At 64.8% G+C, this 11,969-nt stretch carries 10 protein-coding genes; 2 read left to right on the top strand and 8 right to left on the bottom strand.

Going from position 1 to position 11,969, the window contains the following annotated elements:
- Window positions 1-13: 13 nt before the first annotated feature.
- From LZ519_RS10970 to LZ519_RS11000, 7 genes are all read right to left on the bottom strand, one after another.
- Window positions 14-295, bottom strand: a complete 282-nt coding sequence (locus tag LZ519_RS10970; protein ID WP_249868705.1) for an NADH dehydrogenase ubiquinone Fe-S protein 4 — start codon at window positions 293-295, stop codon at window positions 14-16.
- Between the two features lie 32 nt (window positions 296-327).
- Window positions 328-1,341, bottom strand: coding sequence for a polyprenyl synthetase family protein (locus tag LZ519_RS10975; RefSeq protein WP_249868706.1), 1,014 nt, complete (start codon window positions 1,339-1,341; stop codon window positions 328-330).
- Window positions 1,342-1,385: 44 nt separating this feature from the next.
- Window positions 1,386-3,407 carry a M13 family metallopeptidase gene (locus tag LZ519_RS10980; protein ID WP_249868707.1) on the bottom strand — a complete coding sequence of 674 codons (2,022 nt, stop codon included), beginning with the start codon at window positions 3,405-3,407 and terminating at the stop codon, window positions 1,386-1,388.
- Window positions 3,408-3,499: 92 nt separating this feature from the next.
- Complete coding sequence (locus tag LZ519_RS10985) at window positions 3,500-4,807, bottom strand: sensor histidine kinase (protein ID WP_249868708.1); 1,308 nt, start codon at window positions 4,805-4,807, stop codon at window positions 3,500-3,502.
- Window positions 4,808-4,887: 80 nt separating this feature from the next.
- Entirely contained in the window at window positions 4,888-5,562 is a 675-nt protein-coding gene (locus tag LZ519_RS10990; protein WP_249868709.1) for a response regulator, read from the bottom strand.
- 152 nt (window positions 5,563-5,714) lie between these two features.
- Window positions 5,715-6,008, bottom strand: coding sequence for a PepSY domain-containing protein (locus tag LZ519_RS10995; protein ID WP_249868710.1), 294 nt, complete (start codon window positions 6,006-6,008; stop codon window positions 5,715-5,717).
- 121 nt (window positions 6,009-6,129) lie between these two features.
- On the bottom strand, window positions 6,130-7,368 hold the full coding sequence (locus LZ519_RS11000; protein ID WP_249868711.1) for a hypothetical protein: 1,239 nt from the start codon (window positions 7,366-7,368) through the stop codon (window positions 6,130-6,132).
- A gap of 124 nt (window positions 7,369-7,492) precedes the next feature.
- Between LZ519_RS11000 and LZ519_RS11005 the strand changes: the two genes are divergently transcribed.
- Window positions 7,493-9,283 (top strand): ABC-F family ATP-binding cassette domain-containing protein, encoded by a 1,791-nt coding sequence (locus tag LZ519_RS11005; RefSeq protein ID WP_249868712.1) that lies wholly within the window; start codon window positions 7,493-7,495, stop codon window positions 9,281-9,283.
- Here the strand turns inward: LZ519_RS11005 and LZ519_RS11010 are convergent.
- Window positions 9,271-11,103 carry a DUF885 domain-containing protein gene (locus LZ519_RS11010; protein ID WP_249868713.1) on the bottom strand — a complete coding sequence of 611 codons (1,833 nt, stop codon included), beginning with the start codon at window positions 11,101-11,103 and terminating at the stop codon, window positions 9,271-9,273. The genes LZ519_RS11005 and LZ519_RS11010 overlap by 13 nt on opposite strands.
- Before the next feature lie 154 nt (window positions 11,104-11,257).
- On the opposite strand from LZ519_RS11010, the gene LZ519_RS11015 reads away from it, so the two are divergent.
- Entirely contained in the window at window positions 11,258-11,950 is a 693-nt protein-coding gene (locus LZ519_RS11015) for a pirin family protein (protein ID WP_249868714.1), read from the top strand.
- Window positions 11,951-11,969 lie beyond the last annotated feature (19 nt).

Consider the following 11,969-nt stretch of genomic DNA (forward strand, 5'->3'; position numbering starts at 1 on the left):
GCGGGGTCAGGACTCAACGAAAATTGTCGGCGTAGGCCTGGAGCTTGAGTTTTACCGGCGTCGCCGGGACCAGATGATAGGTGATGTTGTGGCGCTCGGCATAAGCGATCGCCTCGTCCTTGGTGGCAAAGGTGATCCGCACCTGTGTCTTGGTGTCGCCCGATCCGTTCCAGCCGGTCAGAGGGTCCGGACGCTGCGCCTCCTTCCGCTCGAACTCCAGAAGCCAAAGGCCGGAATTGGCGCGCCCGGCCTGCGTGGTCCGGCGATCGAGCTCTGAGATACGGGCGACGTTCATGCGGCTGGACGTGGCAAAGCGCGCGGTCGGAATCAATAGGCCCGGGCGATCGCGAACTCGACCGCCTCGGCCAGAGCGCTCTTCGCCTTGCCCGCGGGGAAGTTGGCGAGGGCGTCGATCGCGCGGCGGCCGTAATGGCGGGCGCATTCGATCGTGTCGGCCAAAGCCTCGGTCGATCGCATCAGCGAGATCGCTTTGGCGAGGTCGTCGTCGCTGACCCGCTCGCCGGAAACCGCGGAGCGCCAGAACGCCCGGTCGTCCTCGCCCGCGCGGGCGTAGGCGAGGATCAAAGGTAGCGTCATCTTGCCGTCGCGGAAGTCGTCGCCGACGCCCTTGCCCATGACCTCCGCGTCGGAATCGTAATCGATCACGTCGTCGGCTAGCTGGAAGGCGATGCCGAGGTTGCGGCCATAGCTTTCGAGCGCCAGCTCAACCTCCTCGTCGGCCTCGGCGACGACCGGGGCGACGCGGCACGCGGCGGCGAACAAAGCGGCGGTCTTGGCGCCGATGATCGACAGATACTGGTCTTCGTCGGTTTCGATCCGTCGCTGGGCGGTCAGCTGCTCGACCTCGCCCTCGGCGATGATGCTCGACGCGGAGCTGAGGATCTTGAGCACCTTGAGGCTGCCGTCCTCGACCATCAGCTCGAAGGCGCGGCTGAACAGGAAGTCGCCGACCAGCACGCTCGCCGGATTGCCCCAAATGAGATTGGCAGTCCGCTTGCCCCTGCGCATCCCCGACCCGTCGACGACATCGTCGTGGAGTAGGGTGGCGGTGTGGATGAATTCGACCGCCGCTGCCAGCTTGTGATGGCGGGTGCCAGGGTAGCCGAGCAGCCTCGCGCAAGCGAGAGTCAGCATGGGTCGCATTCGCTTGCCGCCCCCGGCGATCAAGTGCCCCGCAAGCTCGGGGATCAGCGCAACCTTGCTCTGCATCCGCTCGAGGATGACGGCGTTCACGCCGTTCATGTCCTCGCCGACGATCTGCATCAGCGGCTCGAGCGACGGCTCGGGCTTGGCGTGCAGCGGATGGACGGTAGCGGTCACCGCCCCGCCGTAGCGGGGACGGTGCCGAATTTCAAAAGCCGCCGTTACCAGACGTGGACGCGCTCTTCGGGCGGCAGGTAGAGCTTGTCGCCGGGCTGCACGTTGAACGCTTTGTACCAGGGGTCGAAGTTGCGGACGATTCCGTTGACCCGATACTTCTCCGGGCTGTGCGGGTCGCTCAGCAGCTGCTGGCGAACAGCACCTTCGCGGCGCTTGCCCTGCCAGGCTTGCGCATAGGCGATGAAGAAGCGCTGGTCGCCGGTATAACCGTCGATGACCGGCGGCTCGCCGTGGCGGGACACGTAGCGGCGATAGGCGTCATAGGCCGCTTCAAGCCCGCCCAAGTCCGCGAGGTTCTCGCCGAGCGTCAGCTTGCCCTTGATATGGACTCCGGGGATCGGCTCATACTGGTCGAACTGCGCGGCCAGCTTCTCCGCTTTCACCTTGTACTTGTCGGCCGTCGCCTTGCTCCACCAGTCGCGAAGCCGGCCCTTGGCATCATATTGCCGGCCCTGGTCGTCGAAGCCGTGGCCCATTTCGTGCCCGATCGTCGTCGCGCCCGTCTCGGCATAATTGACCGCCGGATCGGCATTGGCGTCGAAGAAGGGCGGCTGAAGGATCGCCGCCGGAACCGTGATCTGGTTCATGGTCGGGTCGTAATAAGCGTTCACTGTCTGGGCGTTCATGTACCAGAGATCGCGATCGACCGGCTTGGGATAGCGCGAAAGATCGAGCTCCCAGCCGAACTTCTCGCTGGCGATCGCATTGGCCAGCGGATCGGTGCGGCTGATCTGCAGGTTCGAATAATCGATCCACTTCACCGGGTGGCCGATCCGCGGATCGAAGGTGCCGAGCTTCTCGAGCGCCGCCTTGCGCGTCGGCTCGTCCATCCAGTCGGCATGGGCGATCTTGTCGGCATAGGCCGCGCGGACGTCGTCGACGAGTTCCTGCGCCTGCTTTGCAGTTGCGTCCGGCCAATGCTCGGCGACGTAGAGCTGCCCGACCGCCTCGCCCAGGCTGTTGTCGAGCATCTGGATTCCGCGCTTCCAGCGGGCCCGCTGCTCCGGCACGTCGTTGAGCGTGTGGCTGTAAAAGCCGAAGCGCGCGTCGTCGAACGGCTTGGGAAGGTAGGTGGCGTGGTCGCTGATGAAGCGGAAGGTGAGATATTCCTTCCAGGTGCTGAGGGCCACGTCAGCAATTTGCTTGCCGGCCGCGGTCACCGCCGTCGTCTCGGCGACGTCGACCTTGTTCGGCGAACCGAGGCCCATCGACCGAAGGGTCTCCGCCCAGTTGAACTCGGGCGCCAGCTTCTGAAGCTGGGCGACCGTCATCGGGTTGTGTGTCGCTACCGGGTCGCGGCGGCGCTCGGGGGTCCACTGGTCCTTCGAAATCGAGGTTTCGAGGGCGAGGATCCGGTCGGCGCGGCCTTCGGGATCGGACAGGCCGGCAAGCCTGCCGAGCTGGACGATATAGTCGCGATACGCCTTGCGGATCGCGTCGTACTTCTCGCCTTTCAGAAGGTAATAATCTCGGGTCGGGAGGCCGAGGCGGGCCTGCCCCGTGGCCACTGTGTAGCGAGTCGGATCGTCCTGGTCCGTGCTGATGCCGATGCCGATCGGCGCTGCATAACCCGGCTGGGCCATCAGCTCGACGAGCGCATTGCGGCTGTTCACCGCATCGATCTTCGCGAGATAGGGTTTTAGCGGCTCCAGCCCGCGTTGCTGGATTCCCGCCTCGTCCATCCATGCGGCATAAGCATCGCCGATCTTCCGCGCGATCGGCGTGTCGGCCTTGGCGGCCACGCGCTCAACCATCGTCCGCACCTGCTGCTCGATCTCGTCCGGAAGCTCGTAATTGTAGCCGGCGCCGGTCTTGTCGCTAGGGATAGGGTGGTTCTTCAGCCAGGTCCCTTCGGCATATTCAAAGAAATCGTCGCCCGGCTTGACGGACATATCCATGTCCTCGGTCGCCACGCCCCAGGTGCCGTATCGGGGCGCCGGGTCCGCGGCCAGCGCGGGAGTTGCGGCGATGACGGCGCCCGCAAGCAGCAAGTAACGGAAACGCATAGGAAAATTCCCCTCCGGAATCGTGTGACGAGACCCTATCCCCGCGGCGGCCGCTTGCAAGCGGCTTTTCGATGAAAGTGCGGTTGGCGCCGCTAACGGGCTGGCAGTGACAGCCTTGCGAGAAGGCCGCCCAGGTCCTCGCTTTCCTGGAGCGTGACCGTGCCGCCATAGATGTCGGCGACGTCGCGGACGATGGCGAGGCCAAGGCCCGTACCGGGCTTGTCCGTGTCGAGCCGCGCCCCGCGCGCGAACAGCGCCTCGCGTTCCTTTTCCGGGATTCCGCGCCCGTCGTCCTCGACCACGACGTCCACCGTCGTGCCCTGGCGCTCGACTGTGATGAACACCCGGCCGCCGCCATATTTGGCCGCGTTCTCGACGAGGTTGCCGATCATCTCGTCCAGGTCCTGCCGTTCGACCCGGATCTCGGCAGTTTTGTCTCCGGCGATGTCCACCGTGACGTTTTCGTAGAGCCGCTCGACGGCGCGCTGGACCGCGCAGACACTCTCCCAGACGCAGGCGCGAGCCTGCCCTGACGCGCGCCGGCCGATCGCCCGGGCCCTGGCGAGGTGGTGATCGACCTGCCGCCGCATCAGCGCGGCCTCGCGGATCACCGTCTCGTCCAGCTGGGGGCTGTGGGCGGTCGCCGCATTGGTGATGACAGTCAGCGGTGTCTTGAGCGCGTGGGCGAGATTCCCCGCATGTCTTCGCGCTTCCTCCGCCTGCTCCTCGCTGTGAGCCAGGAGCTGGTTGATCTCCTCGGCCAGCGGCTCGATCTCGCTCGGGAAGGTGTCGGAGATGCGCTGCTTCTGGCCCGACCGGATGGCCGCGACCTCCCGCTGGACCCGCCGCAACGGCCAAAGCCCATAGACGGTCTGAAGCGCCGCCAGGACGAGAAGCCCGGCGCCAAGCGCCGCGAAGCTCCAGAACAGGGTCTCGCGAAGATCGTGGATCTGGCTGTCGATCATCTCGCGCGATTGCGCGACCTGGAACCGCCATCGGACGTTGGACCCGGGAAGAACCGCGTCCATCTCCGCGACCCTAAGCGGCTCGCCGGCGAATTCATTGCTGTTGTAGACGTGCGGCTCCAGGTCGAGATGGCCGCCGGCTACGCGCAGCCGCCGGTCCCACAGCGACCTGGAGACGAACGGCTCGGCGCCCTTGCCTGAAACCTGGAAATAGACGCCGGAATAGGGGCGGAGGAATCTCTGATCGGCGGGCTGGCGGCTAAACCGGACTTCGCCGTCAGGGCCGATCTCCGCGGCGGACACCAATGCATATTTCAGCACGTAGGTGAGCTGGTCGTCGAAGTTCCGGACGATGGACGTCGTCAGCACGCGGTCGAGGGCGAAGCCGCCGGTCAGCAGGAGGATCGAAATCCACAGCGCCGCGACGACGATCATTCGCCGCGTGATCGACCCGATTCTAGGCCGCCTGCGCCGAGGTTTCACGCTTTGGGTCCCGGCCGGTTTGGCCGCCTCGTTCAAAGGTGCCGTTCCTCCGGCTCCTCGAGGCTGTAGCCGAGGCCGCGAATGGTGGTGATGACGTCGGCGCCGAGCTTCTTTCGGATGCGCGTCACGAATACCTCGATCGTGTTCGAATCGCGGTCGAAATCCTGGTCGTAGATATGCTCGATCAGCTCGGTCCTGCTCACCACCTTGCCCTTGTGGTGCATCAGGTAGGACAGGAGCTTGTACTCCTGCGCGGTGAGCTTCACCGGCTCGCCGTCCTTGGTCACCTTGCCCGATCGGGTGTCGAGCCGAATGTCGCCGGCGCGAAGCTCGGAGCTAGCATTGCCCGAGGCGCGCCTGATGAGTGCGCGGAGGCGCGCGATCAGTTCCTCGGTCTGGAAAGGCTTGGCGAGATAGTCGTCGGCGCCAGCATCGAGCCCTGCGACCTTGTCGGACCAGCTGTCCCGGGCGGTCAGGATCAGCACCGGCATCTTGCGGCCTTCCTTGCGCCAACGGTCGAGAACGGTGAGTCCGTCAACCTCGGGAAGGCCGAGATCGAGGACGATCGCGTCATAATCCTCGGTCGAGCCGAGATAATGGCCGTCCTCGCCATCCGTGGCGAGGTCGACCGCATAGCCCGCACCCTCCAGGGTCGAACGGAGCTGCCGCCCGAGGTTGGGTTCGTCTTCGACGATCAGAACGCGCATTGTTTAATCCCCTGGAGCAGTTCTGCGTTCAACACGTGCGAAGCTGAACGGTTGCTTGTCCGGAATGAAAGCTGGGGAGAGCGGGGCAAATGTCAATGCGGCTTTCACCTGTCACGGCAGTAAGCGTGACGGCGCAGCTGCGCTAGCGAAGGCTAGTGGGAGCGGCCCTTGATGCGGCCGGTGGCGGCGTCGACGTCCACCCAGATGACGCGGCCGTTCTTCATGAACTTCAGCCGGTAGGTCGAGCCGTTGAACTCAGGCCCCAGATAGTCGGCGCCCGGCAGAAGCGGCATCACCCGCCGCTCGATCTTTGGAAGCGGCATCGAGCGGCCTTCGCGGGTCGCCTGGAAGGCGCGCTCGGCATCGCGCGGCGGATCGGCAAGGGCCGGTCCGGCAATCAGGCTGGCGGCGAGCGCGGCCGGGATAAGGGTACGAAACAGGCGCATGGCAATTCTCTTTGCGTGGCTTGTATCACAAAGCATTGAATGGCCTATGAATGCTGCCGATTGGGAGCGTTCAGGGAATGGATGTTGCCATAAAGCACCACTCACGCGCGAGTCCGGGCGGCTACATGCCTGCGGGGCTCGCGAGGGGCCGGCTCGAACCCGACACTCGAGCGTCCCAGAAAAGCTCCCCGTTGCTCTTGAACGACGACCAGGCCCAACTTTCCTGCGGCTTGAGGCCCCAATTGACGCCGCAATTCCATCCGCCCTCGCGAAGCAGGCAGATGCGGATATCGACGGCGGTCGGGCATCCGTTGATCACCGTGGCCGCAATGGCGTCCTTCCACGTCGTGCTTTGGCCGACCACGGGGCTGGAGACGCAGCGCGTTGCATCGCTGTCCGTCGAGGCCTTGCCGGCATCGGCCACTTCGGTTGCCACCGGTTTGCCGGCCGCGATATCCGCGCAGGCCTGCGCATTGCCCGTGATGCACAGCGAGTGCCGCTTCTGAGCCGCGTCATATTCCTTCTGCAGCCGCTCGGCCGCGGCGGCTTTCAGCCGATAGGCTTCCAGCTCGCGGGCGGCGGCCTCCTTGGCAGCGGATTGCTGCGCATTTTGACGGGCGATCTCCGCCTCGCGCTCGGCAACCTTGCGATTGTACTCGGCGACGCCGGCTTCGTGCTCGGCCATCTTCGCCTGGAATTCGGCTTCACGCTGTTCGCGAGCCTGCTGACGGGCGAGTTCAGCTTCCTTGGCCTTCTGCTTGCGGGCCTCCGCGTCGCTCTCGCCCTGCGAAGCGCCACCAGGAGCAACGATGGTCAGCTCCGACGTTGGCGTGCTTGGCTTCTTCGTCGCCGGCTTGCTGGGCTTGATGTTGCCAGAGAAGGCGACTTCGCCGGTATAATCGCGGGCATATTCGCGGGTGGAAATCCAGGCCTCGGCGAAGCTCGGCACGAAATCCGAACGGAAAACGCCCTGCGAGGTTACCGGCTCTTTGTGGTGCGCTCCATATGCGGGGAAATCGCTTCGATCATAATAGCTTCCGCAACGGGCGTCATAAACTTCGCCGTTCGCCATGCGCGGTACGTATCCTGGAAATTCGGCTGGGATCCGGTCGAGATATTCATCTAGCCACTGCGCCTTCAGCCGATCGAGGGTCTCCTTGCGCGTTCCCTCGGGCACATCGATCAGCCAATAGCCGCCGAGCGCGATCGGGTTCTTCGCGCCATATTCCGTATCTTTCAGCGATACGAAACAACTCATCCACATCTTCCCATCCGGCGCATAGTCGGGGAAGGCTCCCGCCTGCGCAGCCGAGCTCAAAGCCGCGGCCAGGACGGCCGCCACACCCAAATGAAAACGCATGAATTCCCCCACCCAAATGGCCGCGACCAATGTCTAATATGGTCAAACCTTAATCGGCGTTACGATTCGGGCAAGTGGGCAACCAGGGGTGACTTCGCCCGCCCTGCTCGCCTAGGGCGCCGCTATGGCAGCTCCCGTTCTCTCCTACGAAGACCTCGGCCTTATCCAGGGCGAAGGATGGCTGTTTCGCGGCCTCGACATCTACGTCGGGCCCCGCGACCGACTTGCGCTGATCGGCCGCAACGGCGCGGGCAAGACGACCCTGCTTCGCTGCCTCACCGGCCAGATCGACCCCGACAAGGGGCTGCGGACCATCGTTCCGGGCACCAAGGTCGTGCTGCTGGAGCAGGATCCGGACATCGGCGCGTCGGGCTCGCTCCTGGATTGGGTGCTCGCGGGAGACGATGCTCCCGCGCCCCATGAAGCGGCCGCGATCGCCGACCAGATCGGGATCGACCTCGACCGGCCGGCGGCGACCGCCAGCGGCGGCGAGCGGCGGCGGGCGGCGATCGTCCGAGCGCTCGCCCAGGCGCCCGACGTCCTTCTTCTCGACGAGCCGACCAACCACCTCGATCTCGGCGCGATCGAATGGCTCGAGCAGTGGCTCGGCCGCTTCACCGGCGCCTTCATCGTCATCAGCCACGACCGGACGTTCCTGAGGCGGCTGACCAAGAGCTGCCTGTGGCTCGACCGCGGAACACTCCGCCGGGCGGAGATCGGCTTCGGCGGCTTCGAGGCGTGGACCGAGAAGGTCTATGAGGAAGAGGCGAGGGCGGCCGAGAAGCTCGACGCCAAGCTTGCGCTCGAGCTCCGCTGGCTGGAACGCGGAGTTACGGCCCGGCGCCGCCGCAACCAGGGGCGGCTGGCGAAACTCCAGGAAATGCGCGCGGACCGGGCGGCGATGCTCGGCGGACCCGGAGCGGCCAAGCTCGCCCTCGCCAAGGACCAGGTGCGGTCGAAGGCAGTGATCGAGGCCGACCACGTGTCGAAGAGCTACGGCGAGCGGCCGATCGTCCGCGACTTCTCGCTGCGGATCCAGCGCGGCGACAGGATTGGCCTCGTCGGTCCCAATGGGGCCGGCAAGACGACCCTTCTAAAGCTCCTCACCGGAGAGCTTCCGCCGGACAGCGGAAGGGTGGCCCTTGCGAAGACCCTGTCGGGGATCGTCATCGACCAGCAGCGCAAGCTGATGGAGCCCGGCAAAAAGGTGCGCGACGTCCTTGCCCACGGTGGCGACTGGATCGACGTCCGCGGGCACAAGAAGCACATCATGGGCTATCTGAAAGAATTCCTGTTCGACCCGGCGATCGCCGACGCTCCGGTCGGCTCGCTCTCCGGCGGAGAGCGGTCGCGGCTGTTGCTTGCCCGCGAGTTTGCACGCGAGGCGAACTTGCTCGTCCTCGACGAACCGACCAACGATCTCGACCTCGAAACCCTCGACCTGCTCCAGGAAGTGATCGCGGACTATGAGGGCACGGTGCTGCTCGTCAGCCACGACCGTGATTTCCTCGACCGGACCGTGACGATCACGCTCGGCCTCGACGGGTCGGGAAAGGTGGACATCGTTGCCGGCGGCTATGGCGATTGGGAGAAGAGGCGGCAGCCGCGCAAGGCGGCGTCAAAGCCTGCCCCGGCAAGGCCGCAGCGAGTCACCCCTGCGCAGGCGGCGGTGAAGTTGACCTACAAGGATCAGCGCGACCTTGATCGGCTGCCGGGCGAGGTCGAGCGGATCGAGGCCGAAATCGCTGCGGCGGAAGACGCGCTCCACGACCCGGACCTCTACACCAGCGATCCCGCCCGCTTCGCCGACCTTACAAAGCGCGTCGCGGATTTGCGCGCCGAGAAACACGCCGCCGAGGAGCGCTGGCTGGAGGTCGCAGCAATGGCGGATGAGCTGCAACGTCAGGCTAGCTGAGCGCGGGCCCTTTCCTCGACGCGCTTCTCCAGGATCGTCAGCGGCATCGCACCGTCCTTGATGATCTCGTGGAATTCGCGAATGTCGAACTTGGACCCGAGGATCGCCTTCGCCTTCTCCCGCGCTCGGAGCCAGGCGAGATGCCCGATCTTGTAGCTGCAGGCCTGCCCGATCGAGCAGCAATAACGCTCGACTTCGCGCTGGACTCGCGGCCTCGGGAAGCCGGTCGTCGCGGTCATGTAATCGACCGCCTTCTCACGGCTCCAGCCCTTCGAATTTAGCCCGGTGTCCACGACGAGGCGCGACGCGCGGAAGAGGAAGGACTGCAGATATCCGGCGTTCTCGATTCCGCTGTAGCCGCCGATCTCGTCGGATAGCTGCTCGGCGTAGAGCGCCCAGCCTTCGAGGTAGCTGTTGAAGAAGCTGATCTTGCGCAGCATCGGGATGTCCTTCGACGTCTGCGACAGGCTGATCTGAAGATGATGGCCTGGAACGCCCTCGTGATAGGTGAGCGAGGGGAGCGAATATTTCGGCCAGTCGTGCGTGGACTTCAGGTTGATCCAGTAGATCGCAGGGCGTGAACCATCGAGCGACGCCGGATTGTAATAGCCGTTGGACGCTCCGTCCTGGATCTCGACCGGGACCCGCCGGATTTCCAGCGGCTGAGTCGGCATGGTCTTGAACGCTTTTGGAAGCAGGCCGGTCATCTGCTTCACGTTCGCGTTCAGGCTCGCCAGCAAGGCGGCACGTCCTTCGTCATTGTCCGCATAAAGCTGCGCCGGCGACGCGTTCAGGGCCGCGAGCCGTTCACCGACCGAGCCCTTGGTGAAGCCAGCCGTCTTCAAGATCGCGTCGAGCTTGCCAGTATATTCCGCGACCTGGTCCAGCCCCAGCTTGTGCACCTCTTCGGGCGTCATGTTCGTCGTCGTCGCTTCGGCGAGCGCCGCGGCATATATCGCTTCACCGTTCGGAAGCCGGGTTGCGCCGTCGCCGGGGCGAGTGGTCGGCTTCAACTGGTTGAGCATCGCCACCTGACGGTCGAGCGCCGGATAGACGTCGCCTTCGACGATCTTGGTTGCGCGTGCAGCCCAGTCGCCCGGGATATTCTTGGCCTTCGCGCGATCGGCAAGCGAAGTGACCAGGCCGTTGCTTACGGCCGGCTGGTTGCGAAGCTTTGCGATCTGGCCGAGCGCGAGGTCTAGCGCCCAGGCGGGAGCGAGAAAGCCGCGCGCGGCCTGCGCCCTCTGGTCCTCGGTTTCGAAATCCAGCAGCTTCGCGAAGTCGGAAAGCCGCGACAGATACGCCTCCGCGTCCGCCGCATTGTTCACAGGATGCGTGCTGTTGAGGAAGTCGGGAATCCCGAAATAGATGCCGTCCTGCTGGGTGATGTCATAGGGGCTTTGGACGCTGCTGATCCCGAACTTCGGATAGGCGACCAGATTCTGCTCGAGCCCGTACATCACGATCTCGCGGTTCAGCGCGGCGGCTGGCGAAAGGGTCGCCGGGTCCATCGAGCGAAGCAGCGCGAGCGACGCCTGGTCCTTGGCAACGCTTTCCCGGCGCGACTGGTCGAACGGCTTCGGATCGAACGTCGAATGGAGATAGGCGAGCTCGCCTACGTCGACGCCAAGGGCAGTGGCGTAGCCGGGGCTATCCTTCATCGTTTCTGTGAAGATCTTGTCGAAGGCGGCGTTGAGCGCAGCATCGCCGGTTCCGGCAGCACCCTGGACCAGAGCCAGCGCTTTTCCTGGAACAACCGACGAAACAAGGGGTGCGGCAAGCGCGGCAGTGCTCGTGGAAAGGAAAGTGCGGCGGTCCATCGGCGAGTCCTTTTAGGAGAAGCAGTCGGCCACAGGTTCGGACGCTTTTGACGCGGGAGCAACAGCCATTCGTCGAACGAGCGTGGCCGCCCGTAGCCGCTACGGTCACGCCCATGACACTTGAAGCCCGACTGCGGGTCGCCATCTTGGTCGCATGATCGACATTCGCACTTTCGACAGCCTCGGCAGCGCCGACCATGGGTGGCTGGATGCCCACCACCATTTCTCCTTCGCCAATTATTACGATCCAGCGCGAATGGGCTGGGGCGCGATCCGCGTGTGGAACGACGACCGAATCGCTCCGAAGAGCGGCTTCCCGCCGCATCCCCATCGCGACATGGAGATCATCACCTATGTCCGCACCGGCGCGATCACCCACCAGGATTCGATGGGCAACAAGGGCCGCACCGGCGCGGGCGACGTCCAGGTGATGAGCGCCGGCACCGGAGTGACGCATTCCGAATATAATCTGGAGGAGGAGGAAACGACCCTGTTCCAGATCTGGGTCGAAACCGACCGAATGGGGGCTGATCCGGCGTGGGGCGCGATGCCGTTCCCGAAGGAAAGCCGCGAAGGCAAGTTCCAGTTGCTGGCGAGCGGCAAGGCCGACGACGGCGCGCTCACGATCAATTCCGACGCCAAGGTGTTTGGGGCGACTGTTCCCGCGGGAGAGAGCATCACGTTCGCGACCAGTCCGGCGCGCCACGTGTACCTGGTGCCGAGCGGCAAGATTCGGGTGAACGGCCATGAAGCCAATGCTCGCGACGGAGTCGCGATCGTCGGCGAAGAGCTGCTGACGATCCAGGCGGACGAAGACGCCGAGCTTGTGCTGGTCGAAGCGCGCTAGCGGTCGGTCGACGAACGTT

The organism is Sphingomonas anseongensis, assembly GCF_023516495.1.
GTDB classification, from domain to species: Bacteria; Pseudomonadota; Alphaproteobacteria; order Sphingomonadales; family Sphingomonadaceae; genus Sphingomicrobium; species Sphingomicrobium anseongensis.